Here is a 16,545-nt window from a genome sequence, read left to right on the forward strand (position 1 = left end):
ATGTTGAGTCAGTTTACTTCGCCATTTAAGATTCGCTCAAAAGGGATTATGGGCATGAACCAGCGTAACCACAGTTACATTGGTAAATACAATGACCGTAGTAAATTCCCTCTTGTGGATGACAAGCTAAAAACCAAAAAGATTGCAGAGCTTCACGGTGCAACAACGCCAGCGCTAATTGGTGTTATTGGTCAACAAGCTGAAGTAAAACGCATCCATAAAATGGTTAAAGAATGGCCGGGATTCTGTATCAAACCTGCTCAAGGTAGTGGTGGTAAAGGTATCTTGGTCATCATTTCGCACAAAGACGGCGTATACACTAAGCCGTCTGGCGATACCGTTAACGAGCAAGATGTTGAGCGCCATATCAGTAACACATTGGCGGGGTTGTTTTCACTCGGTGGTAAGAACGACGTTGCAGTCGTAGAGAACTTAATTAAGTTCGACAGTTGCTTTGAGGGTTACAGTTACGAGGGCGTACCCGATGTACGCATCATCGTATTTAAAGGTTACCCGGTTATGGCAATGATGCGTCTATCAACGTCTAACTCTGACGGAAAGGCAAACTTGCACCAAGGTGCCGTGGGTGTGGGTGTTGATATAGCAACGGGCAAGGCTGTGCGTGCTGTTCAATACGATTTACCCGTAACACACCATCCTGATACAGGCAAAGACCTTATGCAGCTTCAGGTTCCTCACTGGGAACGTTTGCTGACCCTAGCATCAAGTGCTTGGGAAATGACAGGTCTTGGTTATATGGGCACCGACATGGTACTTGATAGTGAAGAAGGCCCAATGGTGTTAGAACTTAACGCCCGTCCAGGTCTAGCGATTCAGATCGCTAACGGTACTGGTCTACTTCCGAGACTGCAGCACATTGAAAACCTTGGCGAAACCGCTGAGTATCCTAGACCTGCAGAGCGCGTAGCTTATGCCGCTAAGCAATTTGCAGCACACTTGGATAACGTGAAAAAATAGTTTCTACCTGCTAGAAATAACAAAGCCCTCGAATGAGGGCTTTTTTGTGTCTGGGGGAAAGGATACTGGGTTCTGGAAATTTTGATAATTCACCTAAGTGAACTCTAGCAAATAGTTCACTAGTTAATGCTTTGCTATCACGTATCGTCGTCCCCGAGTGGTTTTATCGAGGACCTGTTATAGGAGCAGATGCTCGATAAAAGCATTCGGGCATGACCGAAACTTCTTGCTGCCTTGTGAACGAAAGAAACAAAGCTGAGGACTTTACCCTTATCGCCCTAAGGCTTCTTTATAGTGTACTCGACACACCGACACATACTTGTCATTACCGCCAATCGCCACCTGATCCCCTTCTGCGATAGGATTACCTTCCTCATCAGTACGGATCACCATGTTTGCTTTGCGACCACAATGACAAATAGTTTTTAGCTCAACCAATTTGTCGGCCCACGCAAGTAAATGAAGGCTACCTTCAAATAATTCACCTAAGAAATCGGTGCGCAAACCGTAACACAACACTGGGATATGCAACTTATCAACGATTTCCGTCAGTTGGTAGACCTGCTCTTTGGATAAGAACTGGCATTCATCCACTAACACACAGTGGTGTTGTGTTTGTTGATTGAGCTCACTCATTTTTTTGAACAGATCAGTCTCTTTATGGAACAGATGCGCATCCGCTTGTAGACCAATTCGAGACGTCACCTTCCCTTCACCATAGCGATCATCGAGTGCAGCAGTAAAAATAAGTGGGTTCATACCTCTTTCTTGATAGTTAAAAGAGGATTGTAGAAGTGTGGTGGATTTACCCGCGTTCATCGCTGAGTAATAGAAGTACATCTGAGCCACGTTAAAGCCTTTATTATCGTTCTAAGTTACATAAAGAAAAGGGCCGATAAAATCAGCCCTAATTATTCAAAGGTTGAGGGTTACTTGCGACGCCAAGTGGTGCCTTGAGCGCCATCCTCTAAGATAATGCCCAGTTCATTGAGCTTGTCGCGAGCAAGATCGGCATTTGCCCAATCTTTAGAAGCGCGAGAGTCATTACGAAGCTTAATCAACGCTTCAATCTCTGCGACTTCACTATCTTCTTGATCACCTTTCAAGAAAGCATCAGGGTCTTGATAAAGAATACCAATCACATCTGCTAATTCACGCATCAAAGCACCCAGTTGACTCGCTTTTTCCAGCTCAGAACCCTTCAAACGGTTAACTTCACGGGCCATATCAAACAGCACAGCGTAAGCTTCAGGGGTATTGAAGTCATCATTCATTGCCGCAGTATAACGAGACACGTAGTCTTCGCCGCCCGCTGGCGTAGCAGAAGCATCCAAGCCACGAAGCGCAGTGTATAAACGCTCAAGAGAAGCACGAGCTTGGTTGAGATTGTCCTCACTGTAGTTTAGCTGACTGCGATAGTGCCCCGACATTAGGAAATAACGAACGGTCTCAGAGTCATAATGAGCTAACACGTCACGGATAGTGAAAAAGTTGCCCAAAGACTTAGACATTTTCTCTTGATCGATCATTACCATGCCACTATGCATCCAAGTATTTACATACTGGGTGCCGTGGGCGCAGCAAGACTGAGCAATTTCATTCTCATGGTGAGGGAATTGTAGATCCGAACCACCGCCGTGAATATCAAAGTGATTACCTAAAATAGACGAGTTCATTGCTGAGCATTCAATGTGCCAACCCGGACGACCTGCACCCCATGGTGATTCCCATGTTGGCTCACCTGGTTTGGACATTTTCCAAAGAACGAAATCCAGTGGGCTTCGTTTTGCCGTTTCTACGTCCACTCGAGCACCCGCTTGAAGTTGCTCTAGATCTTGCTTTGATAGTCGTCCGTATTCATCAAATTTGCTCACTTCAAACATAACATCACCGTTGCTTGCAACATACGCAAAGCCACGTTCAATTAGCTTTTCAACAAGCTCGATAATCTCATCAATAAATTCGGTTGCACGAGGTTCAACATCAGGGCGCTTCATATTGAGTGCATCAAAGTCAGCATGCATTTCTGCAATAAGGCGCTCTGTCAAAGACTCACAGCTTTCAGCATTTTCTGCCGCACGCTTGATGATTTTGTCATCAATATCAGTAATGTTGCGTACAAAATTCAAGTCGTAACCAAGATACCTAAGGTAACGAGACACTACGTCAAAAGAAACAAAAGTGCGGCCATGCCCAATATGACACAAGTCATAAATGGTCACCCCACATACATACATGCCTATTTTACCAGCAGTGATAGGTTTGAATTCTTCTTTTTGGCGCGTCAGTGTATTGTATATCTTGAGCATTTCTTCTGATTTACTTCTTGGTGGCAATAATGCGGTTAGTATACCAACACATAACCCGTTAAGTAACATAAAAGTCCGATAGCAGTTGATTGTGCTGAGAGTTTGGTTAGAATTTGATTCGATTTATCTACTAAATAAACGTTAAGGACGCTCTTATGATCACCCTTCACACCAATCACGGTGACATCACTCTAGAACTGAACCACGAAGCTGCACCTGCTACGGCGGCAAACTTCGCTCAGTATTGTAAAGATGGTTTTTACGACAACACTCTTTTCCACCGTGTAATCGATGGTTTTATGATCCAAGGCGGCGGTATGACTTCTGGCTTGCGTGAAAAACCAACTCGCGACACTATCAAGAACGAAGCAAACAACGGTCTAAGTAACGCTGTTGGTACGATTGCAATGGCGCGTACTATGGAACCGCATTCTGCTAGCTCGCAGTTCTTTATCAACATTAACAACAACACTTTCTTGGACTTCAAATCAGAAGACATGAACGGTTGGGGTTACTGTGTATTTGGTAAAGTAACCGAAGGCATGGATATCGTAAACAAAATCAAAGGCGTGAGCACTGGTAGCATGGGCATGCACCAAGATGTTCCTCTAGAAGAAGTTATTATTACTGGCACTACTATCGCTGAGTAATAGTTTTCAAACCGCCTAAGCACCTCTTAGGCGGTTTATTCTCTCTAATGGAACCCTCTCCCAATGCGCACACTCTTTATCTCAGATCTACACCTTACCCCTAATCGTAATGATATGACGGACGCTTTCGTACGATTTATGCGTGAAGAAGCGCCTAACTCAGATGGGGTTTATATACTAGGTGATCTTTTTGAATTCTGGGTTGGAGATGATGATGAGTCTCCTCTAAACAACACAGTAACTAATGAGATAAAAACGCTTGTTGACTCAGGAACCCCATGTTTTTTTGTACAAGGCAACCGTGATTTCTTGGTAGGCAAAAGATTTGAACGTAAAAGTGGTGCTAAGCTGCTAGGCGATGAAACCTTAATTGACCTCTATGGTACGCCAACCTTAATAATGCATGGCGATACCCTTTGTACTGATGATGTCAAGTACCAAGAGTTTCGCAAGAAGATGCATTTAAAATGGTTGCAGTGGATTTACAACAGAACACCTTTGTCTTGGCGTCGAAAGCTCGTGAAGAAAGTGCAAAATAACGCCAATGATGACAAGCAGTCCAAATCCTATGACATTATGGATGTAAATCAACAAGCCGTTATTGATGCGATGCAACGCCACAAAGCACAATGGCTGATTCATGGTCATACTCATCGTCAAGATATCCATGAACTCGACGTCGGTGAAAATAAAAAGCGCATTGTTCTTGGGGACTGGTTTGCCGAAAACTCTATCCTAGAAGTGACCCCGAATAACCTTCATTTATTCAATCAACCTCTATAAACTGAATTATTAGTACCGCCAAACAAGCATTTTTGGCTCGAAGTAATTTTAAAGTTATAATTTATGTCTATTATCTATATAGACATTTTTGTGATAGCTGATAATTATTTGTGTACAGTTCATTTATTGCTCGACAATCTATTTCTGACCGTGATGGTAATACAGTAGCCTACGAGCTGCTGTACAGGAAGAGCCATTTAAATCGTTATCCAAACGTCAACGCCAATTATGCAACTCGATCCATAATGGTTGATCTTTTATTGGATCACTCTCGGTTACTGCTGAACAATGTCACGGGTTATATTAACTTTAGTCATGATTGTATAGTAAATGGTCTTCCACTCTGTCTTCCGCCCGAAAATATTGTTATCGAAGTATTAGAAGGAGATCTTCCAAGTGTTGAGCTAATCGAAGCTATTAAAGACCTACACTCAAAAGGTTATCAAATCGCGTTAGATGACTTTGTCCCATCTGAAGAGTGGAATGCAGTTATTCCATTTGTATCCATTATCAAAATAGATATAAAGCAATACTCACTGCTTGATTCTCACCTATTTATTCAAGCACACAGCCATCTTAATATACAATTCGTTGCCGAAAAAATTGAACATGAACATCAGTACTTACAGGCATTAAATGCCGGTTTCGATCTATTTCAAGGTTATTATCTCGCAATGCCTGAGATGTTTGAGAAGCACATATTGGATGAATATTATCCAATTAGGTATAGTCAGATATATGATGAACTGAATCATAAAGCCCTTAGCTCAGCAAGATATTATGAATTGCCGAACACGATTGCGGCCAATGAAGCACTGCAAAATCCGCAACATCAATTTATTGCGTTTACGGATAAACCTTCGTCAGTCAGCAATAAATAATCTCAAGTAACGGTGTTATAATTGCTACAAACATATCAATTATGAAGATTTAATGAGCGAATTAGCCACTTCCCTTTGCCGTTGTCATAGCCAAAAGGCTTATCAAGACTGTTGCAAACCTATCCATACTGATCCCAAGTGTGCCCTTACGCCTGAACAACTCATGCGCGCTCGCTATTGTGCTCATGAATTAAGACTGGTGGACTTTGTGGTGCATACCTACCATTCCAGTTGCAACGCTATAACAGAAGCTGATGCTATTGCTGAATCTGTACATGGTGAATGGAAAAAGCTAGAGGTTGTAAGCACAGAGCCAGGTAAAGATGACAATGAAGGCTACGTCACCTTTAACGCGTATTTTATCGAAGATAAACGTCAATATAGTTTCACTGAAAAGTCACGCTTCGTTAGAGAAGATGACCAGTGGTTTTATATAGATGGTGAAATGTATGACTACCCGCTTCCAGTTAAGAAAAGAGAGATAGGTCGTAATGACCCTTGTACCTGCGGTAGTGGTAAGAAATATAAAAAGTGCTGCGGCAGTTAAATAAAAGGCCATCTCGTTTGAGATGGCCTTTTAACTGAAAATGACTATTTATGGCGCTCTTTAAGCTTATTTACCACATCATTTAGCGATAAGCCTTGGTCTTGAAGCAACACAATTAAGTGATAAATCAGATCAGCAGATTCACAGACTAATTCCGCCTTATCGCCCGACGTCGCCGCAAGCGCAACTTCAACGCCTTCTTCGCCCACTTTTTGCGAAATACGCTTGGTGCCACGGGCATATAAGCTGGCGGTGTAGGAAGAGTCAGGATCGGCTGATTTGCGCTCGGCCAATAGAGTCTCGAGCTGATGAAGCCACACCATTTGCGATTCTTCTTGAGAATCCGCATCCCAGCAGGTCGTTGTGCCAGTATGACAAGTAGGACCGATTGGGGCTACTTTTACCAACAAAGTGTCATTGTCACAATCTAGCGCAATGTTTTTAAGTTGCAGTACGTTGCCAGAAGTTTCACCCTTGGTCCACAAGCGTTGCTTAGTACGTGAGAAGAAGGTGACCTGACCTGTTTCGCCGGTTTTTTGTAATGCCTCAGGAGTCATGTAACCCATCATCAAAACTTGGCTAGAAGTGAAGTCCTGAACAATGGCAGGCACTAAACCATCAACCTTATCCCAGTCAATTCTTTCAGCTAATGTCGTTACTTCAGCTGCTGCAAAACTCATATTCTCACCTCTACTGATTGGGTCTTAAGATATTGTTTTAATTCACCAATATTGATGATTTGTTTGTGGAATACAGAAGCGGCTAACGCACCATCCACATTGGTTTTATTGAAAGCTTCTGCAAAGTGGTCCATAGCGCCTGCTCCACCTGATGCAATCAAAGGTACTTTACAGACTTCACGCATCATGTTCAGCTGAGTGACATCGTAGCCATTTCGAACGCCATCTTGATTCATCATGTTCAACACGATTTCACCCGCACCACGCTTTTGAACCTCTTGCACCCAATCTTTGGTTTCCCATTTGGTTGCCTTAGTTCTAGCTTCGTCACCGGTGAATTGATATACCTGATACTTACCCGTGTCTTTATCAAAGTAAGAGTCAATACCGACAACAATACACTGCACGCCAAATTTATCTGCCAAGTGGGTAATTAATTCTGGATTAGCCAGCGCTGGAGAGTTAATTGAGACCTTGTCGGCACCAAACTCCAAAATTCGAGACGCATCTTCTGCAGACTTTATGCCACCAGCCACACAAAATGGAATATCAATCACCTCAGCAACACGAGCAACCCAGCTCTTGTCGACTACACGACCATCACTAGAGGCGGTAATATCATAGAACACCAATTCATCAGCACCCTCTTCAGCATAGCGCTGAGCCAAAGGAACAATGTCTCCGATGATTTCATGGTTTCTAAATTGAACACCCTTTACAACTTGTCCGTCACGGACATCTAAACAAGGAATTATTCGCTTCGCTAACATAATACCTGTAATCCTTTTTAAAATGACTAGGCTGTTTCCCAGCTTGCAAATGCTTGTTCAGCCGTAAACTTGCCATCAAGCAAGGCACGTCCCACGATAACACCTCGTACACCGGTATCCTTCAATGCTTCGATATCCGCAAGGCTTCCGATACCGCCGGATGATTGAAAGTGCACCTGTGGATACAGCTTACAAAGGTCTACATATAGCTCTACGTTGGAGCCAGTAAGCGTGCCATCTTTTGAGATATCAGTGCAAAGTACATGTTTTAAGCCAACCGTTAGGAAGTCTTCAATAAGCGCTTCTATTGTCACACCTGAATCTTCCTGCCACCCTGATACCGCAACCTTACGGTTACCCTCTGTATCGATGTTTACATCAAGAGCGAGAACAATATGCTCAGGGCCATATTTTGCCATCCAGCCTTTAACTAGCTCAGGCTGCTTGACCGCAGTTGAACCTACAACAACACGCTCTGCGCCGGCATCTAACAAATCAATCACGTCTTGCTCTGTACGAACGCCACCGCCGATTTGAATCTTGGCAGGAGTGCTTTTCAGAAGTCGACCGATAAGATCAAGCTGACGTGCATTGGTATCCTTTGCACCTGTTAAATCGACCAAATGTAACCAATTGGCTCCAGCTTGGTGATAAAGGTTGAACTGCTCTGCTGGGTCTACCTTGTACTCTGTTACTTGTCCGTAGTCACCTTGGTATAATCTGACTACCTGACCTTCAATTAAGTCTAATGCTGGAATAATCACTTCTAGTCCCTAAAGTCGAAATAGTTAAAGCCTTACAGCTCTAAAAAGTTTTTAATCAATTGTGAGCCAGCCTTTGAAGAGCGCTCTGGATGAAATTGAACACCATAGTAATTACCGCTTTGTATAGCGGCACTAAAGCGAGTGCCGTAATCACAACTACCGATGGTGTAGCCCCCTACTGGCATCGCGAAGCTGTGCACAAAGTAGAAGTATTCGCCGGACTCAATCCCTTTGAATAAAGGGTGTCCTTCTGTCGCAGAGACAGTGTTCCATCCCATATGTGGCAGTGGTAAATCTTTACTGTCGAGCTTACGGACTTCGCCTTCACAAAGGCCAAGGCACGGTACAATTTCGTCAGCTTTCTGACCTTTCTCTTCAGAGAGTTTTCCAAGGAGTTGCATACCTAAACAGATGCCTAGCATCGGTTTTTCCACCTGCTTAACCAACTCAATTAAATTGCGCTGTTTAAGGTTTTGCATCGCTTCACTGGCTGTACCAACTCCAGGCAAAAACAGTTTGTCAGCCCCTAACACTACGTCTGGATCTTTTGACACTGACACATCAAAACCCAAACGTTCGATAGCAAAGCGCACTGAAGATACGTTGGCACAACCGGTATCAATGATCACAACAGCTTGCGATTGATTTTCCACACTCATCTTTTACAACATCCCTTTGCTACTTGGTAACTCTGTACCTTCAACCTTGATCGCTTGGCGTAAAGTACGCCCAAATGCTTTAAACAGGCTCTCAATGATGTGATGGTCATTATCACCCGTTGACGACAAGTGTAAGGTACACGCCATACCATCAGCCAGAGAACGGAAGAAGTGAACAACCATCTCAGTTGAGAAACCACCCACCTCTTCGCGACTAAATTTGGCATCAAACTTCAGATAGGCGCGACCGGAAAGATCTAAACTACACTGAGCCAAACACTCATCCATTGGTAGGCTAAAGCCAAAACGACCGATACCACGCTTATCGCCCAAAGCCTCTTTAATAGCTTGGCCTAGCGCTAGGGCGGTATCTTCAACGGTGTGGTGATCGTCAATGTGAAGGTCACCATCAACCGATAATTTAAGTTGGAACCCGCCGTGTGTGGCAATTTGATCTAGCATGTGGTCAAAAAAACCAAGACCTGTCTCAATCTTGTTACCACCCGCTTCATCAAGGTTTACTTTAACGCGAATGTCCGTTTCTTTGGTGGTGCGAACGACTTCTGCGATGCGAGGATTAGTCGTCAACATTTTCACGATAGCCGGCCAACCTAGAGTTTCTGGGTTGTATTGAATACCTTTGATCGCCATATTTTCGGCAAGTTGAAGATCAGTCATACGATCGCCAATCACAGCAGATGTCTTGAAATCAACCTTGCCGGATTGTAGGTACTCTTTCACCATACCAAGCTTTGGCTTGCGGCAAGAGCAATTATCTTCTTCAAAATGCGGACAGATAAGGACATCATCAAACAGCACACCCTGAGACTCAAAAAGATGCATCATCAAATCGTGTGGCGCATCAAAATCAGCCTGAGGATAGCTATCCGTGCCTAAACCATCTTGATTGGTTACCATAACAAGGCGGTATCCTGCATCTTGCAGAGTTAAAAGGCTTGGGATCACCAAAGGTTCAAACTTTAGTTTATCTAGGCGGTCTACTTGAAAATCTACCGGTGGCTCAACAATTAAGGTGCCGTCACGGTCGATAAATAAAATCTTTTGGGAGTTGCTCATTATGGTTCCTTTTTTAATCGAGCGTCCTACGCTGCCAATTGTTGCTTAATAAAATTCAGAGTCTTTTCGCACTCTTCACGACTGCCAACGCTAATACGCACACAATCTTTAATTGGGGAATTACGCAAGATAATACCTGCATCCCAAGCGGCTTTAAATAAGGCATCGCCATCGTTAAAACGTACTAGTAAATAGTTACCGAATCCGGCAAACACAGTGACACCTGATAACGTCTTTAGGCCAACTTCCAAGAAAGTACGATTGTCATTCAGTGTTGCAATTTGCGTCATGGCGCGCTCTAGCCCTTCTTTGGACAAGGCAGATGAGGCAATATCCGCCACCGGCACGGGCACTGGATATGGCGCAATCACCTTCAATAATACTTGTATCAACTCCTCATTTGCCAACGTAAATCCACAGCGCAAACCCGCAAGAGCAAAGGCTTTAGACATGGTACGCAAAATGGCAAGATTTGGATATTGGCTAAGAAGATCAACGGTAGAGGCCTCTGGACAGAAATCGATATATGCTTCATCCATCACGACAATCGCTTTGTCTTTTGTCATTTCAAGCAGAGAGACAATATCCTCACGGTTGATTAAGTTACCCGTTGGATTATTAGGAGAGCAAACAAAGACCAATTTTACCGCATCGAGGTTTTGCTCGATGGTTTCAAGGTTTAGCTGCCATTGTTCAGTGAGCGGCACTGTTTTACGTTCGACCCCAATAGTCTCAGCGCTAATCGCATACATACCATAGGTTGGTGGACAATATAGAATCGCATCCTCACCCGGCTCACAAAAAGCTCGGATAAGAAGCTCAATACCTTCATCGGCACCGCGAGAGGTCAATACTTGCTGTGGTGAAACTCCCGCATAGGCGGCATACGCCTCAATCAACTGTGGCGGTTGACACTCGCTATAACGATTCAAGCGAGAGGCTTCTAACGTATAAGCGTTATCAAATGGTGATTCATTAGCATTTAGCCACACATCACCAGAGCCGCCAATACGGCGGGCAGAGAGGTATGGTGTAAGAGCCTGAATTTGTTTACGAGCTAACTTTTCCATGTTCAACCTTTCCTTACTCAGCCGATTGCAGTTTTTCTATACGTATTGTCACAGCGCGTTTGTGGGCATCAAGGCCTTCCGCATCTGCCATAGTGACAACCGTTGGTGCTAGTATTCGTAGGCCATCTGCACTTAGCTCTTGTACAGTCATACGCTTACTGAAATCTGCCAAACCAAGGCTAGAATAAGTGCGCGTATAGCCATACGTTGGTAATACATGGTTGGTGCCTGATGCGTAGTCACCTACAGATTCTGGAGACCAGTCACCTAGAAAGATAGAGCCTGCATTATCAAGAAGCGGCACTAATTCACGAGGATTTTTAGTCTGAACAATCAAGTGTTCTGGGCCGTAGTAGTTCGAGATAGCAATAGCCTGTGTTACTGATTCCGCAATAATGATTAAGCTAGAAGCTAGAGCTTGCTGAGCAATATCTTTACGAGAGAGTTGTTGAAGCTGGCGCTGAACCGCATCGGTCACTTGATCGGCAATCAGCACTGAAGGCGTCACGAGAACAACTTGAGAGTCTGGGCCGTGTTCAGCTTGGCTCAATAAATCCGCAGCAATAAAATCAGCATCAGCCGTTTCATCTGCAATCACCAATACCTCTGACGGTCCTGCAGGCATATCAATCCCTGCACCGCGAAAATCATTGCTCACTTGACGTTTAGCTTCGGTTACGTACGCATTGCCCGGACCAAAAATCTTATCAACCTTAGCCACCGTATCAGTACCGTAGGCCATAGCAGCAATCGCTTGTCCGCCACCTAGGTTATAGACTTCATCGATATTACACAGCTTAGCGACATACAAGATTTCATCAGCAATCGGCGGAGGTGAACACAGTACGACCTTGTTGCAACCTGCGATTTGTGCTGGAACACCAAGCATCAACACCGTAGAGGGTAATGGCGCACTGCCACCCGGAATATATAAGCCAACGGTATTAATTGGACGCGTGACCTGCTCACATACAACACCCGGCTGAGTTTCTACCTTAAGTGGCACAGGCTTTTGAGCTTGATGAAACTTTGCGATATTTTTATACGCTTGATTAAGCGCCGCCTTCATCTCTTCAGACAAACGCTCTGAGGCCGCATCGATGTCTTCGTTAGATACTCGAATAGAGTTAGGACGAACGCCATCAAATTTCTCAGTCAGTTCCAACAGTGCTTTGTCACCGTCTTTTTTAACGCTATCTACTACCGCAGATACTGCAGCGGTAATATTTGCACCCTCTGCAATAGCGGGGCGTTGAAGGACTGCCGCTTGTTGTTCTTCACTTAATGATTGCCAAGTAACCGTTCTCATCACCTACTCCATCATTTTCTCAATAGGTAGCACTAGGATTGAGCTCGCGCCCAACTCTTTTAGCTGCTCCATGGTTTCCCAAAACAGGTTTTCAGAGCTTACCAAGTGGATAGCGGCTTTAGATTTATCGTTAGATAACGGCAACACTGTTGGGTCTTCCGCACCAGGAAGTAACGCGGTGACTTCTTCTAAGCGATCAAGTGGTGCGTGAAGCATGATGTATTTAGATTCTTTCGCTTGCTGTACACCTTGCATGCGAGTCAGCAACTTGTCGATTAGGTCTAGTTTTTCTTGGTCAAACTCACCATCACGCTGGATAAGCGTCGCTTTTGAGCGGAAGATAACTTCAGCTTCTTTTAGCCCGTTTGCTTCCAACGTAGCGCCTGTGGACACCAAATCAGCAATACCGTCCGCTAGACCTGCGCGAGGAGCAACTTCTACAGAACCTGTGAGCATACAGGTACTAAAATCGATACCTTGCGTATCCATATACGCTTTTAGCAAGTGTGGGTAGCTTGTTGCAATGCGTTTACCTGCTAGGTCTTGAGGGCCTGCATATTCCATCTCTTTATCTACAGCGATAGATAAACGACAACCGCCAAAGTCTAGGCGACGCAGAGTCTTAAATGTACTAGGTTGTCCTTGAGCTTTACGATCAAGACGAACCTCTTCTAATTCGTTCTCACCAATGAATCCTAAATCAACAACTCCATCCATGATAAGACCTGGGATATCGTCATCACGCACCAACAGAAGGTCGATTGGTGTGTTTAACGAATGAGCGACTAGACGCTCTCCCATAATGTTGAATTTAACGCCACTCTTCTTGAGCAATTCCTGACATTCTTTGCTAAGTCGACCTTTCTTTTGAATAGCAATTCTTAGACGTTGTGTTTGCATTGCAGATTCCCTGTGCTGATATTCTAATTTGTTAATCGTATAAAATGAAAAAACCCTCGGGGCTAGGCTCCCAAGGGTTTAAATCTGAATTCTTGATTCAACCTCCGAGAGCATTGTCTCCCGGATACGCGCAACTCGCCCGAAAGACTAGTGTGGGTGATGGTGATGATGAATGTTCATATCTTGTCGGCGCATGTTCTTAAAGGCTTATTCAATTGGCTTACAAACACACTAACTAAGCAGATCAAACTTTGCAACCGTTTCGTTATGAAAAATTCGTTTTCAGGCCAAATTTACTCACAGTGAGGCCTAAACGTAAAACACCCTTTACAAAAAAAGGAAGCAATGCTTCCTTTTTAATCATCATTTCAAGATAGAAATAGATGTACTATGCCTTTTGACACGCCATCTTAGAGCGAGACAATGCTGAAAGCACAAAGCATACCCCCACAAACGTCACACTTGACGCTGCAAACGATATCGCCACTGAAGTGGTCATACCTAATGTAATAAAGCCCACACAAGAAATGAGCGCTACAGATAGCGCATACGGCAACTGAGTTGAAACGTGGTCGATGTGATTACAACGCGCACCCGTTGATGACAGAATTGTCGTATCCGAAATAGGTGAACAGTGGTCGCCAAATACTGAACCTGCAAGTACTGCACCTAACATAGGAAGCATTAATGCCAGATCGGTCGCCCCAGCCATATCACCTGCGATTGGAAGCATAATACCGAATGTACCCCAAGACGTACCGGTAGAAAATGCCATCACACCCGCTAGCAAGAATAGAATTACTGGCAACCAGCCCGCATTGATATTCGCTTGCTGAGCCATAGATGATAAGTAAGACCCCGTCTTCATATCGCCAATAACGCTACCAATAGACCATGCAAAAACTAAGATTAGAATTGCGCCAAACATAGATTTAGCACCAATCCACAACGCACGACTAATATCAACGACTGGCAAGCCTTGGCGTAATACCGTTGCAAGAGCAACAACAATACCCACTAGACCACCGTAGATTAGAGAGGTGCCCACATCGGTGTTCTCGAACGCACCTAGTATATTGAACGCAATACCATCTTCGGCTAGAGCCAAGCCACCGGTATACATCATTGCAGCGACTGTCGCTACAATCAAAGTAACGATAGGAAGGATAAGATCGGCTACTGAACCGCGAGAGCTTTGCTCAATGTCCAGTTCTTCATCAATTAAATGCGAACCTTCAGTCTCTTCGTCTTTTTCGAAGCCACGACCTTGAGATGCTTCAATTTCATGACGACGCATTGCACCCACATCAATCTTAAACCAGGCGACTGCGAAGACCATAAGTAGTGCAAATACTGCATAGAAGTTCATTGGGATTAGACGAACGTAAGCACCAAGCGCTGAATATTCGGTCATGTTGTGGCTAACAAGAATGCCACCAATGATCGTCATGATGTATGCACCCCAGCTAGATGCTGGCATTAACACGCACATAGGTGCAGCTGTGGAGTCAAGAATGTAGGCAAGCTTAGCTCTTGAAACGTAAAAACGATCCGTCACAGGACGAGCAACCGCACCAACAGCAAGGCTGTTGAAGTAATCATCAATAAAGATGAACACACCTAAGAAAGCGGCAAGAAGCTTAGAACCACGTTTGCTTTTAACGCGAGTCTGAGCCCACTCGGCAAATGCACGAGTACCACCAGACAAGGTCAGCAATGCTGTCATCATACCTAGGAGTAACAGAAATCCAACAATACTCATGTTCCATGAGTTGATACTGCCGTCTTCGATGAATACGCCATACACGGTGTCAAAAATGTAACCTGCTGCTCCAGTTACGGAGTAATCAGCTAAAAGGAAACCGCCAAGGACGATACCGGTACCCAAAGACAGTAGTACGCGACGAGTAATAATAGCCAGTCCTAAAGCCAATAATGGCGGCAATAAAGAAACAGGCGATGTAGCAAAATCCATTAAATTCATGATCTTCTTAATACCAAATTTGGTAAGAGATCTACTGTAGATAGGTATTCGACATGATGTTGAATAAGCAACCCATCAGGCGACAGGTTACTCCACAGTAGCGCTCCATAGTTTAACAACACAATAGACTATGGCAGTGTTACTCCTTTCGGAAATAACCCCAACAAGCAATCTTGATTGGATTACTCATTTCGGCAGGTACTCCTTTCACTAACAATTACAACGACATCACTCTATTGTTAGCTACTGATAGTATCTGCGCCTCTACCTCATCCCCTAGTTAGGCAATTTACAAAATGTAATATGCTACTAGATGATCTAGGAGCGACGCATTCTACTGAGTTAAACCGAAATTGCAACATAAAGTGGCAGCACTAGATTCATAAACAGTATTCAAGCATAAATAATCTGTTTGATTACCCCTAGCTATCATGATTTAGCTTTGAAGATCAGTTAGTTAGCAAGAGAATCATTGCTATGCAATGAATAGCGTGAATACTCTATAAAGGAATTTAAGTTGGGCTCGTTTATTTTGAGTAGAAGCAAATAATTTAAGAAAGTATAAAGTTCCTTTTATTTTCTTATGTTTTGTTTCTTATTATTTTCGGAATTTTATTTATTTTATATTTAACTATTAGAAAAGCTCTTATATAATTGGCTTATTCTGTAGCACAATTGTGCACCTTACTTAAGCAATATTTGATTGCTGTATAAATCTGATGGGATCATAAAATGTCTGAAATCACTAAAACACTTCTTAATATCCGCAGCCTTCGCGCTTTCTCTCGTGAACTAACTCTAGAGCAACTAGAAGAAGCGTTAGATAAATTAACAACTGTTGTAGAAGAGCGTCGTGAAAACGAAGCTGAAGAAATCGCAGCACGTGAAGAAAAAGAAAAGAAACTAGCAGAATATGCTCAACAACTTCTTAAAGAAGGAATTGATATCGAAGATCTAGTAGCAGCAGTTGCTGGTGATTCTTCAGCTAAAAGTGGTAAAGCAAAATCTAAACGTGCTCCACGTCCGGCTAAATATGAATACGTAAATGAAAGTGGCGCAACTAAAACTTGGACTGGTCAAGGCCGCACGCCTTCTGCAATCCAAACACAACTTGATGCAGGTAAGTCTCTAGACTCTTTCCTAATCAAAGCATAATTAAATACTAGATTTGCATTAGATTGAAT

17 protein-coding genes, 1 riboswitch and 1 other annotated feature are annotated in these 16,545 nt (G+C 43.7%); of the genes, 6 read left to right on the forward strand and 11 right to left on the reverse strand.

Annotated features, from left to right (window positions below):
• Positions 1-978: an alpha-L-glutamate ligase-like protein gene (locus OCU48_RS07890; RefSeq protein WP_141344060.1), complete on the forward strand. Its 978-nt coding sequence runs from the start codon at positions 1-3 to the stop codon at positions 976-978.
• 270 nt (positions 979-1,248) lie between these two features.
• Here OCU48_RS07890 and OCU48_RS07895 read toward each other — a convergent pair whose 3' ends face one another.
• Positions 1,249-1,827, reverse strand: coding sequence for a thymidine kinase (locus tag OCU48_RS07895; protein ID WP_141344061.1), 579 nt, complete (start codon positions 1,825-1,827; stop codon positions 1,249-1,251).
• A gap of 80 nt (positions 1,828-1,907) precedes the next feature.
• Positions 1,908-3,287, reverse strand: a complete 1,380-nt coding sequence (gene cysS / locus OCU48_RS07900; protein WP_141344242.1) for a cysteine--tRNA ligase — start codon at positions 3,285-3,287, stop codon at positions 1,908-1,910.
• Between the two features lie 155 nt (positions 3,288-3,442).
• Between cysS and OCU48_RS07905 the strand changes: the two genes are divergently transcribed.
• The 4 genes from OCU48_RS07905 to OCU48_RS07920 all read left to right on the forward strand — a co-directional run bounded on the left by OCU48_RS07905 (position 3,443) and on the right by OCU48_RS07920 (position 6,148).
• The gene (locus OCU48_RS07905) at positions 3,443-3,937 is read left to right on the forward strand and encodes a peptidylprolyl isomerase (RefSeq protein ID WP_141344062.1); all 495 of its coding nucleotides are present in this window, start codon (positions 3,443-3,445) and stop codon (positions 3,935-3,937) included.
• Between the two features lie 63 nt (positions 3,938-4,000).
• Positions 4,001-4,720, forward strand: a complete 720-nt coding sequence (gene lpxH, locus OCU48_RS07910) for a UDP-2,3-diacylglucosamine diphosphatase (protein WP_141344063.1) — start codon at positions 4,001-4,003, stop codon at positions 4,718-4,720.
• A 110-nt stretch (positions 4,721-4,830) separates the two neighbouring features.
• Positions 4,831-5,601 carry an EAL and HDOD domain-containing protein gene (locus OCU48_RS07915; protein ID WP_244312224.1) on the forward strand — a complete coding sequence of 257 codons (771 nt, stop codon included), beginning with the start codon at positions 4,831-4,833 and terminating at the stop codon, positions 5,599-5,601.
• A 52-nt stretch (positions 5,602-5,653) separates the two neighbouring features.
• Positions 5,654-6,148 (forward strand): YchJ family protein, encoded by a 495-nt coding sequence (locus OCU48_RS07920; RefSeq protein WP_141344064.1) that lies wholly within the window; start codon positions 5,654-5,656, stop codon positions 6,146-6,148.
• Between the two features lie 44 nt (positions 6,149-6,192).
• Here OCU48_RS07920 and hisIE read toward each other — a convergent pair whose 3' ends face one another.
• The 9 genes from hisIE to OCU48_RS07965 form a co-directional block, all read right to left on the reverse strand.
• Entirely contained in the window at positions 6,193-6,828 is a 636-nt protein-coding gene (gene hisIE / locus OCU48_RS07925) for a bifunctional phosphoribosyl-AMP cyclohydrolase/phosphoribosyl-ATP diphosphatase HisIE (protein WP_141344065.1), read from the reverse strand.
• Positions 6,825-7,598, reverse strand: coding sequence for an imidazole glycerol phosphate synthase subunit HisF (gene hisF / locus OCU48_RS07930; protein WP_141344066.1), 774 nt, complete (start codon positions 7,596-7,598; stop codon positions 6,825-6,827). The genes hisIE and hisF overlap by 4 nt, the downstream gene beginning before the upstream one ends.
• 26 nt (positions 7,599-7,624) lie before the next feature.
• Entirely contained in the window at positions 7,625-8,362 is a 738-nt protein-coding gene (gene hisA, locus OCU48_RS07935) for a 1-(5-phosphoribosyl)-5-[(5-phosphoribosylamino)methylideneamino]imidazole-4-carboxamide isomerase (protein WP_141344067.1), read from the reverse strand.
• 32 nt (positions 8,363-8,394) lie between these two features.
• Entirely contained in the window at positions 8,395-9,021 is a 627-nt protein-coding gene (gene hisH / locus OCU48_RS07940; protein WP_141344068.1) for an imidazole glycerol phosphate synthase subunit HisH, read from the reverse strand.
• Positions 9,022-9,024: 3 nt separating this feature from the next.
• Positions 9,025-10,098, reverse strand: a complete 1,074-nt coding sequence (hisB, locus tag OCU48_RS07945; protein WP_141344069.1) for a bifunctional histidinol-phosphatase/imidazoleglycerol-phosphate dehydratase HisB — start codon at positions 10,096-10,098, stop codon at positions 9,025-9,027.
• Between the two features lie 26 nt (positions 10,099-10,124).
• On the reverse strand, positions 10,125-11,168 hold the full coding sequence (gene hisC, locus OCU48_RS07950) for a histidinol-phosphate transaminase (RefSeq protein ID WP_141344070.1): 1,044 nt from the start codon (positions 11,166-11,168) through the stop codon (positions 10,125-10,127).
• A gap of 13 nt (positions 11,169-11,181) precedes the next feature.
• Positions 11,182-12,477 carry a histidinol dehydrogenase gene (hisD, locus tag OCU48_RS07955; RefSeq protein ID WP_141344071.1) on the reverse strand — a complete coding sequence of 432 codons (1,296 nt, stop codon included), beginning with the start codon at positions 12,475-12,477 and terminating at the stop codon, positions 11,182-11,184.
• 3 nt (positions 12,478-12,480) lie between these two features.
• Positions 12,481-13,377 (reverse strand): ATP phosphoribosyltransferase, encoded by an 897-nt coding sequence (gene hisG / locus OCU48_RS07960; RefSeq protein WP_017030846.1) that lies wholly within the window; start codon positions 13,375-13,377, stop codon positions 12,481-12,483.
• Between the two features lie 44 nt (positions 13,378-13,421).
• Positions 13,422-13,549 (reverse strand) — a sequence feature (His leader region).
• Between the two features lie 216 nt (positions 13,550-13,765).
• Positions 13,766-15,361 (reverse strand): Na+/H+ antiporter NhaC family protein, encoded by a 1,596-nt coding sequence (locus OCU48_RS07965; protein WP_141344072.1) that lies wholly within the window; start codon positions 15,359-15,361, stop codon positions 13,766-13,768.
• Between the two features lie 90 nt (positions 15,362-15,451).
• Positions 15,452-15,636: riboswitch (Lysine riboswitch) on the reverse strand.
• Positions 15,637-16,093: 457 nt separating this feature from the next.
• On the opposite strand from OCU48_RS07965, the gene OCU48_RS07970 reads away from it, so the two are divergent.
• Positions 16,094-16,516 carry an H-NS family histone-like protein gene (locus OCU48_RS07970; RefSeq protein WP_141344073.1) on the forward strand — a complete coding sequence of 141 codons (423 nt, stop codon included), beginning with the start codon at positions 16,094-16,096 and terminating at the stop codon, positions 16,514-16,516.
• The last annotated feature ends 29 nt before the right edge of the window (positions 16,517-16,545 follow it).

The organism is Vibrio inusitatus (assembly GCA_024346935.1).
Taxonomy (GTDB): domain Bacteria; phylum Pseudomonadota; class Gammaproteobacteria; order Enterobacterales; family Vibrionaceae; genus Vibrio; species Vibrio inusitatus.